Here is a 15,732-nt window from a genome sequence, read left to right as displayed (position 1 = left end):
TCGGGCCGCTTGACGCCTGACAGCCACCTCTGCCGGACTGAATGCTCTCGTCCGTTTGCCCGGAGGTCGTCGTGCTCAAAGACTCCCCTGTAGACCCGCGCGGACCGCGCTTCTCCGCCTGGATGACCACCGTCATCCTCGCGATCGTGCTGCTCACCGGCTGGTGGCGACTCCTCGCCGCCCAGACGGTGCTGTTCGCGATGTGCGCGTTCATCTCGTTGAAGTTGAACCCGTGGGGTCACGTCTACCGCTACGCGATCCAGCCGCGTCTGACCCCGACCACCGAACGCGAGGAAGCCGCCCCGCTGCGGTTCGCGCAGGGCGTCGGCTTCGTCTTCGCACTGATCGGCACCCTCGGTTACGCCACCGGCCTCACCACGCTCGGCATGGTGGCGACCGGCTTCGCACTGGTGGCAGCACTGCTCAACGCGGCGCTCGGCCTGTGCCTCGGGTGCGAGATGTACCTCGTACTGCGCAGGTTCGTGCCTGCCCTCGCTCGACCGCAATGACGACACGCACTACTACAGGAGCAACTTCCCATGAGCCGTGAGAACGTGCTGGTCTCGGCCGCCTGGTCCGAGGAAAACCTCCAGGCGCCGGGCGTCGTGTTCGCGGAGGTCGACGAGGACACCACCGCGTACGAAGGCGGCCACATCCCCGGTGCCGTCAGGATCGACTGGCGGACGGAGCTGCAGGACCCGGTCCGCCGCGACTTCATCGACCGCGAAGGCTTCGAGAAGCTGCTCTCGGCCAAGGGCATCTCCAACGACGACACCGTCGTCCTCTACGGCGGCAACAACAACTGGTTCGCCGCCTACGCCTACTGGTACTTCAAGCTCTACGGCCACACCAACGTGAAGTTGTTGGACGGCGGCCGCAAGAAGTGGGAGCTCGACGGCCGTCCTCTGGACAAGGAAGAGGTCACCCGCTCCGCGACCACTTACTCCGCGCAGGAGCAGGACCTCTCCATCCGCGCGTTCCGCGACGAGGTCGTCGAGGCCATCGGCAACAAGAACCTCGTCGACGTCCGTTCCCCCGACGAGTTCTCCGGGAAGTTGTTGGCACCCGCGCACCTCCCGCAGGAGCAGGCCCAGCGCGGCGGCCACATCCCGTCCGCCGTCAACGTCCCGTGGTCCAAGGCGGCCAACGAGGACGGCACCTTCAAGTCGGACGAGGAGCTCAAGGCGCTGTACGCCGAAGCCGGCTTCGACGGCAGCCGCAAGACCATCGCGTACTGCCGCATCGGCGAGCGCAGCTCCCACACCTGGTTCGCCCTGCGCGAGCTGCTCGGCCACGAAGACGTCAAGAACTACGACGGTTCTTGGACGGAGTACGGCTCGCTGATCGGCGTGCCGATCGAGCTCGGTTCCGGCAAGGAGTCCTGACCATGACCAACGGCTGCGGCGCCCCCACCCAGGGCGGCTCGATCGACGTGGCGACGACCGAAACGGTCCTCGAGGGCAAGGTCCTCTCCGACGGCACCCCCGTGGGCGGCGCCTTCGTGCGCCTCCTGGACTCGACCGGCGAGTTCACCGCGGAGGTGGTCACCTCCCCGGAGGGCGACTTCCGCTTCTTCGCCGCCCCGGGCAGCTGGACCGTCCGCGCACTGCACCGCTCCGGCAACGGCCAGGCCGACGTGTCGGCTTCCGGCCCCGGCGTGCACGCGGTGGAGATCGCAGTCGCCTAGTTCGCACGACTTGATCGGCATGACGAAGGCCCCGGCGGTGACTCACCGCCGGGGTTTTCCACGTCTTGGGGCGGGTGGTCTTGGGGGAGGTGGATCAGCTGGCCGGGCATCGTGCCGGGCGGTGGGTGGACTGGGCGGCGGGCCGGGTGGGCGGCATGCGGGCCGGGTGGGCGGCATGCGAGCCGGGTGGCAGAAGGGCTGAGTGGCGGAGGCTGCGGGAGAGGCTGCAGGCGAGGAGCGCGCGGTCATGGGGACAGCCCGCCTAGCGGGCGGAGCGGCGAGCGGGTGGAGCGGCAAGCGGGTGGAGCGGCGGGCGACACGCGGCTTAGGCGGCAGGCGGCTGCAGGTGTCGGAAGCGGCAGGCCGGCCGAGCGTCAGGCAGGTCTCGGGGAAAGCAAGTCGCGGGGCAGAGCGGCAGGCGGGCGGCGAAGGCAGCAGGCGGAAAGGCCGCGAGCAGGCATCGGCGCGAAGCCGAAGGCGAGCTGCCTTCTCGCGCGATGCCGCAGGCGAGCCGTGCGAGCGCATGCTCTCGGCATCGCACCCAGATCGTCCGCGATGCCGCAGGCGAGCCGTCCTTACCAAGAGGCCTGGGCGGTGGGGTCCCGTCACGAGTCGCGCCACAGCTCTTGCTGCATGCAGGTAGGGGTGTCAACTCGACACGCTCTTCGTCGAGTTGACACCCCTACCTGCATGTGGCCAGCTCCTGGTGCGACTCGTGACGGGACCCCACCGCCAACGCAACCACGAACTCAACGCGCAGCCGCCCAACGCAACAGGCGTGCCATCTACCTACGGGCGGCGCCACCCCCCGGATCAGATTGCCGGGGGTCTGGGGGCAGAGCCCCCAGGGGAAGCACTCAACCGCAACGGGCCGCAAGCAACAAAACCCACCCACCAGGCCGCAACCCGCAACCCGCACCAAGAACCGGTGTCCTCCACCACCACAACCCTGCACGTCAAACCAGCCGAGATATCCTTACCCCGTGGAACACATCTTCACCGGACTCCTGGTGCTAGTGACGATCGCCGTGACGTGGTTCGCCGGCTACGTCGTCTACCGCCTCTACTCCGACCAGCGATGAGCAGCGGCGACGAGGCCATTCGCCTGGCCGAGGAACGTGCGGCGGCCACCAGGGAGCGCAACCTCCCGCAGTTCACCGACATGCCGATTCCGGCGGACACGGCGAACCTGCGTGAAGGCGCGAACCTGAACGACGCCCTGTTGGGCGTGCTGCCGCTCGTGGGTGTGTGGCGTGGCGAGGGCGAGGTCGTCTACCCGACGATCGATGGTCCGTTCCGCTTCGGGCAGCAGATCACGTTCGCTCACGACGGGCGGCCGTTCCTCGTTTACGAGGCGCGGAGCTGGTTGCTCAACGAGGCGGGCGAGGTCATTCGTCCCGCAGCGCGTGAGCAGGGGTTCTGGCGGCCGCAGGAGGACGACACGATCGAGCTCCTGCTGACCCACAACACGGGCATCGTCGAGCTGTACTACGGCAAGGTGCGCACCCAGACGTCCTGGGAGTTCGAGACGGACGCGGTCATCCGCTCCGCCACGGCCAAGGAAGTCAAGGCTTCGCAGCGCCTGTACGGCGTCGTCAACGGCGACCTCGCGTATGTCGAGGAGCGCGCCATGATGGGCCAGGAGATGCAGCCGCACACGTCGGCGCACCTCAAGCGCATCGTCGGCTGAGCAGACTGCCGGATTGTTCAACAATCCCACGCGGGGATCGTCGGATCGTTCAACGATCGACGTGAGGATCGAAGGATCGAAGGATCGAAGGATCGTTCTACGATCCGACGATCGGATCGATGGATTGCGGGATTGTTGAACGATTCGCGTGTCGGATTGTTCAACAATCCCACGATTCCCCGTAGCATGGGTCCATGCTTCTGCGGCGCTGCGGAACCGACGCGCTCCTGGTCGAGGTCGACTCACTGACCGAGGTCGCGGCCGTCCGCGCCGCCCTCGAGAGGCTCGACGGTGTCGAGGAACTGGTCCCGGCCGCCCGAACGGTGCTGGTCAAGGGCGCGCTGGCCCAGGTCAGGGAAGCGCTGAAGACGGTCGACCTGAGCCAAGCCCCGACCACGCACTCGCGCGAGATCACCATCCCCGTCATCTACGACGGCCCGGACCTCGACCTGGTCGCCGACACCGCCGGCACCACCCCTGACGAGGTCGTGAAGCTCCACACCGAGGCCGTCTACGAGGTCGCGTTCTGCGGCTTCGCGCCGGGCTTCGGCTACCTCACCGGCCTTCCAGAACAACTCCAGCAGCCCCGGCTCGACTCCCCGCGCACGAAGGTCCCGCAGGGTTCGGTCGGCATCGCTGGCGAGTTCACCGCCGCCTACCCGCGGCCGACACCGGGCGGCTGGCGGTTGATCGGGCGCACCGAGATCACGCTGTTCGACGCCAAGGCCGAGGCGCCCGCGCTCCTGCAGCCCGGCGACCAGGTCAGGTTCGTGATCGCGTGAGCCGCACCGTCACGATCATCAGGACCGGTCCGCAGGCGCTGGTCCAGGACCTCGGCCGGCCGGGCAACGCGCACCTCGGGGTGCCTCCGTCGGGTGCGCTGGACCGGGACTCGCTCAAGCTCGCCAACCGGCTCGTCGGCAACGCCGAGTCCGCCGCCGGGCTGGAGCTGTTGCTCGGCGGCCTCGCGCTCGAGGCCAACTCGAGTTGCACGATCGCGGTCACCGGGCCGTCCACCGAGCTCCGCGTCGACGGCAGGCTGGTCGACTCGCACCAGCCGGTCCACCTGAAGCCGCAGCAGGTTCTGGAGATCGGCACGCCGCAGACCGGGCTGCGCACCTACCTGGCCCTGTCCGGGGGCGTGGACGTGCCGGAGGAGCTCGGCAGCCGGTCCACCGACCTGCTCTCCGGAATCGGTCCAGACCCGTTGCGGGACAACGACGTCCTCACGCTCGGGAAGCCCGGCACGGCGACGGGGGCGGACGTCGTGCCGCCGCACCGGGCGTTGCACACGCTGGTCGTCCCGATCCTGCTCGGGCCGCGCGACGACTGGTTCGAGGACGCGGAAACCCAGCTGCGGCAAGGGTCCTGGGCGGTGTCGGACCGCAGCAACCGGGTCGGCGCGCGGTTGCAGGGGACGGTGCTGAATCGTCGTGACGGGGAGATTCCCAGCGAGGGGATGATCACCGGCGCGGTTCAGGTGCCGCCGGACGGTCAGCCCGTGGTCTTCCTCAACGACCACCCGACGACCGGCGGCTACCCCGTCATCGGCGTGGTGGACGGCGATCACCTGGGGTTTCTCGGGCAGGCGCGGCCGGGGACGGCCGTCAGGTTCCGGCCGGTCGGCTGACGAACGGCGGCATTGACGTGAGTGGTCCAGACCAAATACCGTAACTGACGGCCGCCGCGGAATCTCTCCGAACTGGAGTTCCGCATGCGCCGAATCCCTGCCCTGCTAACGGTTCTGGTCGCACTACTGGCCCTGGCGGTCCCTGCACACGCCGCCACGGGCATCACCGCGACCTTCTCCCGCACCGGCACGAGTGGCAAGTTCGTGGTCGCCAACGCGAGCACGACCGCGCTCAACGGGTGGTCGATCAAGTTCGACCTCCCGGCCGGTGTCACCGCGTCCAGTCCCCAGAACGCGACGATCACCCAGAACGGCACGAGAGTGACGCTCACTCCGGCCTTCTACATCAACAACCTCCCCGCCGGGCGCAACACCGAGCCGTACAGCCCGACGTTCACGCTGAGCGCCGCGGCCGACCCGGCCACCTGCACGATCAACAACATGGCGTGCGACGGCAGCGGCACCACGCCACCGGCACCGACGGGACTCACGGCCGAATACACGGTCGCGAGTGGCACGGCGAAGTTCGTCGTGCGCAACCACGGCACCGCCACCGTCAGCGACTGGTCGATCTCCTTCACGCTGCCCAACGGCGTGACGGTGAGCAACGGCCAGAACGGCACGGTCGCTCAGAACGGCAACCAGGTCACCGTCACCCCCGCCTTCTACAACAAGACCATCAACGCGGGAGCGAGCACCGAGCCGTACAGCCCGACGTTCTCGATCAGCCAGAACGTCGACCCGGTGACGTGCCGCATCAGCAACGCCAACTGCGACGGCAGCGCGGACACCCCGCCGGCCACGCCGACGAACCTGACGTCCCCGGCGAAGACCACGCGCACGGTGAGCCTGCAGTGGAACGCCTCCACGGCGGGTTCGCTGCCGATCGCCGGCTACGACGTCTACAACGGCACGGCGCTCGCCGGAAGCTCCACCACGACGTCCGCCACCATCACCGGTCTGACCCCGAACACCGCCTACTCGTTCACGGTGCGCGCCAAGGACTCCAAGGGCACGCAGAGCGGACCCAGCGCCGCCGTCACCGTCACCACCAACAACCCCGCCGACGACACGACCCCGCCGACCGCTCCAGGCAACCTGCGCTCGACGGCGAAAGACGCGGGCAGCATCACGCTGGCGTGGAACGCGTCCACGGACAACAAAGGCGTCGCGAACTACGACGTTCTGGTCGGCGGGACGGTCAAGACCACCATCGCAGGCACCACTGCAACGATCACCGGACTCTCGCCGTCCACGAACTACACGTTCACCGTCCGGGCACGCGACCTCTACGACAACCTCTCGACGCCGAGCAACACGCTGAACGAGCGCACCGGTGACATCGTCGGCGGGTACGCCCGTGTCGGGTACTTCGTGCAGTGGGGCATCTACGGGCGCCAGTACTTCGTAAAGGACATGGACGCCGCGAAGATGACGCACGTCAACTACGCGTTCGGCAACATCGACCCGGTCAACCTGACGTGCCTGCACGGCGTCACGAAGGGCACGAGCCCGAACCCGCAGGACCCGAACCAGGGTGACGGCGCCGGTGACGCGGAAGCCGACTACAGCAGGCCGATGTCCGCGGCCCAGTCCGTCGACGGCGTCGCGGACAGCGGCTGGGAACCGTTGCGCGGCAACTACAACCAGCTCAAGAAGCTCAAGGCGAAGCACCCGAACCTCAAGGTGCTGATCTCGCTCGGCGGGTGGACGTACTCCAAGTACTTCTCCGACGTCGCGGCGACGGACGCGGCGCGCAAGAAGTTCGTGTCGTCCTGCATCGACGTCTACATCAAGGGAAACCTGCCCGTGTACAACGGCGCGGGCGGTCCCGGCAGCGCGGCGGGCATCTTCGACGGCATCGACCTCGACTGGGAGTGGCCGGGCGCGGAAGGTCACGCGGGCAACCACTTCGGACCGCAGGACAAGGTCAACAACACCCTGCTGATCGAGGAGTTCCGCCGGCAGTTCGACGCGCTCACCACGACCACGGGCAAGCGCTACCAGCTCACGGCGTTCACCCCGGCCGACCCCGCCAAGATCGAGGCCGGCTGGGAACTCGGGCGGGTCGCGCAGTCGATGGACATCTTCAACGTCCAGGGCTACGACTTCCACGGCTCCGGCAGCGACAACTCGTGGGAGCCGAACCGGACCGGCCACCAGGGCAACCTCTACCCGGACCCGGACGACCCTTACACGACCAAGTTCAGCGTCGAGAGCACCGTGCAGGCCTACCTCGACGCGGGAGTGCCGTCGCGCAAGATCACGCTCGGCCTCGCGTTCTACGGACGCGGCTGGCAGAACGTGGCGAACGGCGGCAAGAACGGCGAGTGGCAGACCGCGGGTGGTGCGGCTCCTGGTCAGTTCCCGGAGGAGTCGGGCACGCGCGGGTACGCCAACCTCGTCGCGTCGGTGCCGAACTGCACGGTCTTCCACGACGAGGTGGCCGTGGCGACGTCCTGCTACACCGGCAACCAGTGGTGGACCTTCGACGACGCCTGGTCGATCCAGCGCAAGACCGCGTGGCTCAAGTCGAAGAACCTGCTGGGCGCGATGTTCTGGGAGATGTCCGGTGACCGCGGCCCGTTGATGGCCGCGGTCGACGCCGGACTCCGCTAGAAGTTCTAGTACTCGGACTCGTACAGACCCTGCAGCTCGGTCAGCAGGGCCGCCGAGTCGGGCAGCTGCTTGCCGTCCAGCACGGTCACCCGCGTGATCTTGCGGACGCTGGAGCAGAGGAACACGCCCTCGGCGTCGTAGAGCTCGCCGGTCTGGATCGGCTCCACGAGCACGGTCCAGCCGGCGCGCTCGGCGGCTCGGAACAGCGCGTACTGCGTGGTGCCGGGCAGGATGCCGAGCTTCGACGGCGGCGTGACCAACGTCTTGCCGCGCACCAGGATCAGCGTCGAGGTCGGGCCCTCGAGCACGGAGCCGTCCGAGGTCGTGAAGATGACCTCGGCGGCGCCGCGGCGCTCGGCCTCGCGCAGCGCGGCCATGTTGATCGCGTACGACAACGACTTCGCGCCCAGCAGCAGCCACGGCGCGCGGTCGGCGAGGTCGGCGTCGATGCCGCGGTCCAGCGTCACGGCGGACAGGCCCTCGGCGCGCTGCTTGAGCACCTTCGCGCCGATCTCCATGCCGATCGCGAACCCGGTGGGCGTGCCGTCGCCGCCCTCGACACCGCGGGTGTAGACGAGCTTGAGGGCGAACTCCTCGCCGCCGGTCCAGTTGCCGATGACGAGCTCGACCGCGCGCTCGAACTCCGCACGCGGAGGAGGCGACATGTCGAGCATGGCGGCAGACCGGTCGAGCCGGTCCAGGTGCGGCGTCAGTTCGCGGGGCTTCCCGCCGACCACGAGGATCGTTTCGAACACGCCATCACCGCGCATCAGCCCCAGGTCGTCGACGCGGATCTGCGGCGAGTCGGGGTCAGCGAGGGTTCCGTCGAGCAGTGCCAGCACGCGCATGGGCCGAGCCTACTGGCAGCGATTAACATGGCGGCCGTGGAGACCGCAAGAGGCCTGCGGAAAACGCTGCACGACCGCGGCATGAGGATGACGCCGCAGCGCCAGCTCGTGCTGGACGCGGTCAGGGCGCTGGAGCACGCCACTCCGGAGCAGATCTGCGCGCGCGTCCAGGAGACGGCGCCGACGGTCAACATCACGACGATCTACCGCACGCTCGACCTGCTCGACCGGCTCGGGCTCGTGCGGCACACGCACCTGGGCCACGGCGCGCCGAGCTACTCGGTCGACGAGCACCAGCACGTGCACCTCGTGTGCCACGTCTGCGGCTCGGTCCAGGAGATCCCGTGTGAGCTTCTCGACCCGTTGGTCGGAACATTGCGGGAGCGCGACGGGTTCGAACTGGATGCAACCCATCTCGCGCTGTCCGGCACGTGCCGCGACTGTTTGAAGCAGGAGCAGGAGACCGAGTGACTCTCCCCGGAGCCGTCCCGCCGCCCGACGATTCGACGGATGCCGGCGTCGCCTGGCACTACGGAGACCCGTTCGCGGAGCAGCGGTCAGCCGCCCGTTCGGTGGTCGTCGTCGACCGCTCGAACCGCGGGATCATCGCGATCCCCGGCGAGGACCGGCTCAAGTGGCTGCACCAGCTCACGAGCCAGCACTTCGAGCAGCTGGGCGAGGGCGCGGCCACCGAGGCGCTGATCCTCGACGCCCAGGGGCGCCTGGAGCACCACATGGTGGTCGCGAACGTCGGCGGAACGGTGTTCCTCGACGTCGAGAAGGTCGACGACCTGCTCGCGTACCTGAAGAAGATGGTCTTCTGGTCCAAGGTCGAGCCGCGCGACGCCACCGGCGAGTTCGCGCTGCTGACGATCACCGGTCCGGACGCGCCCGCGCTGCTCGAGAAGCTCGGCGTCCCGCGGCCGTCCGGGGTCGACGCGCTCGGAGAGGGCTTCGTCCGCAAGGCGTCGTGGCCCGGTCCGAACGCCTTCGACCTGCTGGTCCCGCGCGACGAGAAGGCGGCGTGGTGGGAGCGCATCACGGACGCCGGCGCGCGCCCCGCGGGCAGCTACGCGTTCGAGGCGCTGCGGGTCGAGTCGCTGCGCGCGCGGCAGGGCGTCGACACCGACGAACGCACGATCCCGCACGAGGTCGGCCTGATCGACCCGGCCGTGCACCTGAACAAGGGGTGCTACCGCGGCCAGGAGACGGTCGCGAAGGTCCACAACGTGGGACGACCGCCGCGGCGGATGCTCCTACTCCACCTGGATGGTTCTGCGGATGCCCAGCCCGAGCCCGGTGACCCGGTAGCGCTGGACGGCCGCGCGGTGGGCCGGGTGGGCAGCGTGGCGCTGCACCACGAGCTCGGCGCGATCGCGTTGGCGCTGGTCAAGCGGTCTGTGCCGATCGACGCGGAGCTGACCGCGGGTGCCCCCGAGCGCGAGGTCGCGGCGCGGATCGACCCCGACTCGGTGCCCGCTGACACGCCCGGATTGGGCCGGGAAGCTGTTCGCAACTTGAGGGCGTGACGCCCTAAAGTCCCGGTACATGTCCCTGGGCACGCTCATCACTGTCGCTCCCACCGGAGCGGAGCACGCGAAAGCCGACGTCCCGCAGCTTCCGGTGACCCTGGAAGAGCTGGTCAAGACGGCGCAGAGCTGCGAGCAGGTCGGCGCGGCGATGATCCACGTCCACATCCGGGGCGAGGACGCGAAGCCGTCGCTCGACCTGGGTCTGCTCAAGGCCACCGTCGAGGCGTTGCGCTCCGAGACCAACCTCGTCGTGCAGCTGTCGACCGGCGGGTCGGTGCACGACCCCGAGGAAGACCGCCTGCGCGTGCTGGAGGCGATGCCGGACTCGGCGTCCTGCACGATGGGCACCGTCAACTTCGGTGACGACGTGTTCCTGAACCGCTGGGAGTTCATCGTCTCCCTGCACAAGGGCATGCAGGAACGCGGCATCGTCCCGGAGTACGAGATCTTCGACGTCGGGCAGCTCGCGTCGCTGAAGCGCCTGCTTGACCAGCACGGCCTGCCCGCGGGCGGTCACGTGCACGTCGACTTCGTGATGGGGGTGCCCGGCGGCATGCCGGGTGACGCGGCGACGCTGGTCGCCGCCCTGAACGCCCTGCCGGACGGGGCGACGTTCTCGGCCACCGGGATCGGCCGGACCACCCTGCCGGTGATGTTCACCGCTTTGGGTGCGGGTGGCCACCTCCGGGTGGGTATGGAAGACACCGTCAGCTACTCGCGGGGCGTGCCGGTGCGGGACAACGCACAGCTCGTGGCACGTGCCGCAGGTCTCTCCAAGATCGCCCAGCGACCCGCTTTGTCCCCGGACGAGGCGCGAAAGCTGCTGGGCGTGCACATTTGAGACAAGTTTGGTGCATGGGATGTGTTGGCGGGTAGGGAGGATCTACCGCAGGATGGACACGTGATCGAGGTGCGTCCTGGCGGGCGCCGCCGAATCGACCGGGTGCTCGCCCCCGACTACACGGAGGGCGTCGAGCAGCGCCCGCTCGTCGAGGTGCGCGAACTCCGCGACGAGGCCGCGCAGGAAGAGACAGATCTGTCCTACCTGCGCCGGTTGTTGCACGCGCGGATCGACATCGTGCGTGCCGAACAAGAGCGCCGCAGCTCCGGCGGCTCAGCGGTGGTCGACCAACTGGCCACGATCCTCTCCACGAACGCCGTGGGTCCCGCGACCGGCCTGGGCCGGTATCAGACCCATGAGCCGTCACGTGCTGATGCGCATCAACGGCACGTCGAGGCGCTCATCTCCGACGTGGACCTCTCCGACGTGAGCTCTCTGGACGACTCGAAGCTCATCGAGGTGCTGGAGACGTTCATCTCGGAAGAGGCGTCCGTGTCGGTGCGGCGGCGTGAGGTGCAGGTGGTCGTGGACAAGCTCAACGCCGAGATCGCCTCGCGCTACCAGCGCGGGAGCGCGTCGGTGGACGAGCTGCTGGCCGCCGAGCGCGGCCACCACCGTCCCAAGAGATAAGACGACCTTTCCACTTTCTGAGCAGCCGACCTAGCGTGCCCCCATGGGGTACCGCTGGGTCGTGCTGTCTGTCGGAGCGTTGGCGCAGGGCACGAACGCGGCCGTCTTCCTCGGTCTGCCCGCGATCAGCCCGCAGCTCCAGCAGCACTTCTCCCTCACGCTGCCCCAGGTCGGGCTTCTCCTCGGTGCGGTCAACCTCGGCACGATGATCGCTCTCGTGCCGTGGGGAGTCGTCGCGGACCGGCGCGGCGAACGGCTCGTGATGACCATCGGTGGCGTGGGTGCCGCGGCCTGTCTTCTCGCCGTGGCGCTGGGCAACGCCTGGATCGCCGGTCTCGCACTGCTCGCGGCCGGCCTGTTCGGGGCCAGCGTCAACGCGGCCAGCGGGCGGGCGGTGATGTCGTGGTTCAGCAAGGAGTCGCGCGGGCTCGCGATGGGCGTCCGCCAGACGGCGACCCCGCTCGGCGCGGCCCTCACCGCCGCCGTCCTGCCCGGGATCGCGCTGTCGTCCGGCGTGCCCACCGCGTTCGTCGTGCTGGCGGGCGTGACGGCGTTCGTGGCGCTCGCGGTGGCGTTGCTGGTCCGCGAACCCCCCGGCGCGGTCCGGGCGACCTCCGAGCACGGCCTGGTGCTCAAGGACCCCCGGTTGCTGCGGCTGTCGCTCGCCAGCGGCCTGCTCGTGGTGCCCCAGTTCACCACCACGGCGCTGATGGTCCCTCTCCTGCACGAGCACCGCGGCATGAGCGTCACGGCGGCTGCGGCCGTCTTCGCCGTCGCGCAGGTGCTCGGCGGGGCGGGGAGGCTGGCGGTCGGGGTGTGGTCGGACCGGGCGCGCAGCCGGATCGGGCCGTTGAAGATCGTCTCAGTGATCACCGCAGGTGGGTTCGTGCTGGTCGCCGCGCTGGACCAGGCGCCGTTGCCGGTGCTGGTCGCGGTGCTGGTGCCCACGTCGTTGTTCGCGCTGTGCTGGAACGGGCTCGCGGTGACCGAGGCCGGTGAGCTGGCGCCGGACGGCCGCAGCGCCACCGCGATCGCCATGCAGAACTCGGCGAACTACCTCAGCGCCTCGGTGACCCCGTTCGTCGCGAGCTTCGTCGCGGTGACCGTGGGATGGCCGGCGGCGATGGTGCTGGCAGCGGTGGCCGCCGTGGCCGCGCGGGTGCTGCTTCAGCCGTGGCGTTCCCTGCGGGCCAGCTCGCTCCAGAACTCCCGCAGCGACTCGTAGCGCAGCGCGACCTCCTCGGCGTCGTCCGCTTCGAGTGCGTCGATGATGGCGTTCACGTCGACCGCCGAGGTGTCCTCGAGCAGGTCCTTGTCCTCCAGCAGCTGCACCAGGCCGCCGTAGTCGAGCTCGACGGCCGCGTGCGGGTGGAAGTGCTCGAGCCAGCGGCCCGTGTCGGCGAGGACCTTGGCCGGGCCGTCGTCACCCAGGGAGCGCTTCACGACCCGGTGGGCCCGCGCGACCCGGCGGCGGGCGTCGGCCATGGCCACCCGCCACGACACCTGGCGTTCCGGGTCGTCCTGGGCGCTGGCGAGGACCACACGGCGCTGGGCCGGGTCGACGAGGGCGAACCACGGGAGCGGGATCGTCCACGTCGTGGAGATCACGTGGACCGCGCCGGAGGAGAGTTCGGCCATCACGGCGGACGCGCGCGCCCGGACCGTTTCCGGCGAGAGGTCGAGGGCCGCGTCCTGCAGGATCGGCGGCGCGGAGGCCAGGAAGCCCACGAGGGCGGCGGCGGAGCGGGCCCGGAGGTCCAGCGGGCAGACGAGCGGACCCTGCCCGACCCTGGCGGCCTCGGAGGTCGGAACCTCGGCCGGACTGATCGTCATGACGTCGAAGGACTCGCCCGGGAGGAGCTTTCGTCCCAACTGTGATCGCAACCACAGCTCTCGTTCCCGGTCACCTGCCTCCGAGCGGGGGACAGGGCCCTCTTCCAGGGCTTTCTCCACTTTGGAAGCTAGCTCAGCGTCCAAGACCGATAACGGTTCGTACACCCGTAGGTAGGCGACGAACGGTCTGGGCACCTGTGCATCCTTCCACTCGGGGGCGGCCACGAGATTTGGCGGTACGTGTCACGCCTACCGCGTCGCGAGGAACCCCATCGGCACGGTACGGTAGTTACCAGGAATCAGTTGTCGAGACGAGTGGGGCCGCCGTTCCCCCGGCCGCCCCCGTCCCTGTGCGAGGGGGTCGAGCCATGGGGCGCGGCCGAGCGAAGGCCAAGCAGACGAAGGTCGCCAGGGAGCTCAAATACAGCTCTCATGAGACCGACTTCGCTGCGTTGCAGCGCGAGCTGTCGACTGATGAAAGGTCGGCGAACGGGAGTGGTGGTGGCGACGAGCCACACGACGACCCGTACGACGACTACGACGATTACCGTCGCTGAATTCAGCCTTCGGAGTTCAAGGGTTGGGCAACCGGTGACCCCGGTGCCCAGCCCTTGAACTCTGAGGGCGTTTTCAGAAAGCCCTGGCGTACTGCTTCGGCGCCCTGACTTCCACACCCAGCTGCTGTGCCGCGTGCAGCGGCCAGTACGGGTCGCGGAGCAGTTCGCGCGCGAGCAGGACCAGGTCGGCGGAACCGTCCGCCAAAACCTGCTCGGCCTGCTTCGCCTCGGTGATCAGGCCGACCGCACCCGTGGGCACGTCTGCCTTGCGTCGCACAGCTTCGGCGAGCGGCACCTGGTAGCCGGGCCCCACGGGGATGTCCGCCTGCGCGGTGTTGCCGCCGCTGGACACGTCGATCAGGTCCGCACCCGCGGCCTTGAGCGCCTGTGCCAGCACGACGCTGTCGTCGGCGGTCCAGCCGTCGTCGACCCAGTCGGTGCCGCTGATCCGCACCAGCACCGGCACCTCGGGGCCGACCGCTGCCCTCACGGCGGCGGTGACCTCGACGGGCAGGGCGATGCGCTCCTCGATGCTGCCCTCGTTCGTCAGCGGCGAGTAGAACTCGTGCAGCAGGTAGCCGTGCGCGGCGTGGACCTCGAGCACCTCGAAGCCGGCCTCGATCGCCCTGAGCGCGGCGTCGACGAACGCCTTCACGATCTGCGTCGTGTTCCTCAGCTTCTCCGGCTGGTTGCCGCCGGGGAACGGCTCGGTCGTGGGCGCCACCGGCACCCAGTCACCGATCGCCTTGCGGCCGGCGTGCGCGAGCTGGATCGCGGGCACCGAGCCGTGCTCCTTGATGAACTTCGTGATCGGCTTCCAGGCCTCGACCTGCTCGTCGTTCCAGATGCCGGTGTCCTGCGGCGAGATCCGCCCGATGGCCTCGACCGCGGTGGCCTCGGCCATCACCAGGCCGGCGCCGCCGACCGCGCGGGAGCCCAGGTGGACGAGGTGCCAGTCGGTGGGGACGCCGTCCTCCTTCTCGACCGAGTACTGGCACATCGGGCTGACCGCGATGCGGTTCGGCAGCGTGACCGAGCGCAGGGTCAGCGGGGAGAACAACAGGCTCACGGGTGCTCCTCGAACGTTTCGTAGACCTAACTAAATGTTCAAGGGAGCGGTTCGGCGGGTTGTTCCCCGCGATGGGGTTGTCTCAGTCACTGAACAGCGACGCAGAGACACGGGCCGGGGTGAAGTCGGGCGGCCAGACCGTTCGCCGGTCGACGCGGGCCCCGGTGAGGGCCGCCTTGTCGAGGTTGCCGGCCCGCATGTCGGCGCCGCGCAGGTCCGCGTCGGTGAGGTCGGCGGCGCGCAGGTCGGCGCCTTCGAGGCAGGCGCCCCGCAGCGAGGCCTCGCGCAGGCTGACCCCTCGCAGGTTCACGCCCCGCAGGTCGACGTGGGACAGGTCGATCACCGCGCCGGGCCGCCGGGTGAGGATCGCCAGAGCAGCCTCGATGTCCGGTGCCGGACTCGCGCCGGCGGGCCGTGACGGCTGCTCCGCGGCCGTCCAGGGAAATCGCTCGCGCAGGAAGTCACCGATGGTGCCCTCCACGAGCGGACGGCTCTTAGCCGAGTCCTCCGCGATCTGGTCCAGCTCGTGCAGCCCGCCGATCCGGACCTCGGCTTGGTCGCTGCCGAGCTGCTCGACGGCGTGGCGGTACCGGTCGACGACCTGGCCGTCGCTGACCTGGAACCAGGCCAGCCCCACCCCCGCGACGACCAGCAGACCACCGAGGAACAGCAGCGACGAGGAACGCGGACCGGTCTGCGGCACCAGCAGGACAACGCCGAACACGATCAGCGCGACCGCCTCGAGCCTGAACATCCGCTTGCTCACGGGGACCCATCCTCGTGATGGGCCGGAGCA

At 69.2% G+C, this 15,732-nt stretch carries 17 protein-coding genes; 13 read left to right on the top strand and 4 right to left on the bottom strand.

Annotated elements, in window-relative coordinates:
* Positions 1–41 precede the first annotated feature (41 nt).
* From IE307_RS11885 to IE307_RS11855, 7 genes are all read left to right on the top strand, one after another.
* Positions 42–509, top strand: coding sequence for a DUF4395 domain-containing protein (locus tag IE307_RS11885; RefSeq protein ID WP_191297966.1), 468 nt, complete (start codon positions 42–44; stop codon positions 507–509).
* A gap of 30 nt (positions 510–539) precedes the next feature.
* On the top strand, positions 540–1,385 hold the full coding sequence (locus tag IE307_RS11880; protein WP_191297965.1) for a sulfurtransferase: 846 nt from the start codon (positions 540–542) through the stop codon (positions 1,383–1,385).
* A gap of 2 nt (positions 1,386–1,387) precedes the next feature.
* Positions 1,388–1,687, top strand: a complete 300-nt coding sequence (locus IE307_RS11875) for a DUF1416 domain-containing protein (RefSeq protein ID WP_191297964.1) — start codon at positions 1,388–1,390, stop codon at positions 1,685–1,687.
* Positions 1,688–2,765: 1,078 nt separating this feature from the next.
* Positions 2,766–3,377 (top strand): heme-binding beta-barrel domain-containing protein, encoded by a 612-nt coding sequence (locus tag IE307_RS11870; RefSeq protein WP_191297963.1) that lies wholly within the window; start codon positions 2,766–2,768, stop codon positions 3,375–3,377.
* Between the two features lie 194 nt (positions 3,378–3,571).
* Positions 3,572–4,159 carry a 5-oxoprolinase subunit PxpB gene (pxpB, locus tag IE307_RS11865; RefSeq protein WP_191297962.1) on the top strand — a complete coding sequence of 196 codons (588 nt, stop codon included), beginning with the start codon at positions 3,572–3,574 and terminating at the stop codon, positions 4,157–4,159.
* Positions 4,156–5,007: a 5-oxoprolinase subunit C family protein gene (locus IE307_RS11860; protein WP_191297961.1), complete on the top strand. Its 852-nt coding sequence runs from the start codon at positions 4,156–4,158 to the stop codon at positions 5,005–5,007. The genes pxpB and IE307_RS11860 overlap by 4 nt, the downstream gene beginning before the upstream one ends.
* A gap of 84 nt (positions 5,008–5,091) precedes the next feature.
* Positions 5,092–7,626: a glycosyl hydrolase family 18 protein gene (locus tag IE307_RS11855; RefSeq protein WP_191297960.1), complete on the top strand. Its 2,535-nt coding sequence runs from the start codon at positions 5,092–5,094 to the stop codon at positions 7,624–7,626.
* Positions 7,627–7,631: 5 nt separating this feature from the next.
* Here the strand turns inward: IE307_RS11855 and IE307_RS11850 are convergent, their stop codons facing one another.
* Complete coding sequence (locus IE307_RS11850; protein ID WP_191297959.1) at positions 7,632–8,474, bottom strand: aminodeoxychorismate lyase; 843 nt, start codon at positions 8,472–8,474, stop codon at positions 7,632–7,634.
* Positions 8,475–8,555: 81 nt separating this feature from the next.
* On the opposite strand from IE307_RS11850, the gene IE307_RS11845 reads away from it, so the two are divergent.
* Genes IE307_RS11845 through IE307_RS11825 form a run of 5 tightly spaced genes read left to right on the top strand, consistent with a single transcriptional unit; the run spans position 8,556 to position 12,702 of the window.
* A complete protein-coding gene (locus tag IE307_RS11845) occupies positions 8,556–8,945 on the top strand; it encodes a Fur family transcriptional regulator (protein ID WP_373306007.1) in 390 nt (129 codons plus the stop codon).
* Entirely contained in the window at positions 8,942–10,003 is a 1,062-nt protein-coding gene (ygfZ, locus tag IE307_RS11840) for a CAF17-like 4Fe-4S cluster assembly/insertion protein YgfZ (protein ID WP_191297957.1), read from the top strand. The genes IE307_RS11845 and ygfZ overlap by 4 nt, the downstream gene beginning before the upstream one ends.
* A gap of 19 nt (positions 10,004–10,022) precedes the next feature.
* Positions 10,023–10,847 (top strand): beta-keto acid cleavage family enzyme, encoded by an 825-nt coding sequence (locus IE307_RS11835; protein WP_191297956.1) that lies wholly within the window; start codon positions 10,023–10,025, stop codon positions 10,845–10,847.
* A gap of 60 nt (positions 10,848–10,907) precedes the next feature.
* A complete protein-coding gene (locus tag IE307_RS11830) occupies positions 10,908–11,477 on the top strand; it encodes an RsiG family protein (RefSeq protein ID WP_191297955.1) in 570 nt (189 codons plus the stop codon).
* Between the two features lie 43 nt (positions 11,478–11,520).
* Positions 11,521–12,702 carry an MFS transporter gene (locus IE307_RS11825; RefSeq protein ID WP_191297954.1) on the top strand — a complete coding sequence of 394 codons (1,182 nt, stop codon included), beginning with the start codon at positions 11,521–11,523 and terminating at the stop codon, positions 12,700–12,702.
* Here the strand turns inward: IE307_RS11825 and IE307_RS11820 are convergent.
* Positions 12,645–13,505 (bottom strand): DUF8083 family protein, encoded by an 861-nt coding sequence (locus IE307_RS11820; protein WP_191297953.1) that lies wholly within the window; start codon positions 13,503–13,505, stop codon positions 12,645–12,647. The two genes, IE307_RS11825 and IE307_RS11820, sit on opposite strands and share 58 nt — an antisense overlap.
* Before the next feature lie 173 nt (positions 13,506–13,678).
* Between IE307_RS11820 and IE307_RS11815 the strand changes: the two genes are divergently transcribed.
* Entirely contained in the window at positions 13,679–13,867 is a 189-nt protein-coding gene (locus tag IE307_RS11815) for a DUF3073 domain-containing protein (protein WP_191297952.1), read from the top strand.
* 73 nt (positions 13,868–13,940) lie between these two features.
* Here IE307_RS11815 and IE307_RS11810 read toward each other — a convergent pair whose 3' ends face one another.
* Together IE307_RS11810 and IE307_RS11805 are read right to left on the bottom strand one after the other, a co-directional pair.
* The gene (locus IE307_RS11810; RefSeq protein WP_191297951.1) at positions 13,941–14,936 is read right to left on the bottom strand and encodes an NADH:flavin oxidoreductase/NADH oxidase; all 996 of its coding nucleotides are present in this window, start codon (positions 14,934–14,936) and stop codon (positions 13,941–13,943) included.
* Between the two features lie 82 nt (positions 14,937–15,018).
* On the bottom strand, positions 15,019–15,702 hold the full coding sequence (locus IE307_RS11805; RefSeq protein WP_191297950.1) for a pentapeptide repeat-containing protein: 684 nt from the start codon (positions 15,700–15,702) through the stop codon (positions 15,019–15,021).
* Positions 15,703–15,732 lie beyond the last annotated feature (30 nt).

This window comes from Lentzea cavernae, assembly GCF_014653695.1.
Lineage (GTDB): Bacteria > Actinomycetota > Actinomycetes > Mycobacteriales > Pseudonocardiaceae > Lentzea > Lentzea cavernae.
This window is presented reverse-complemented; position numbering and strand designations above follow the sequence as displayed.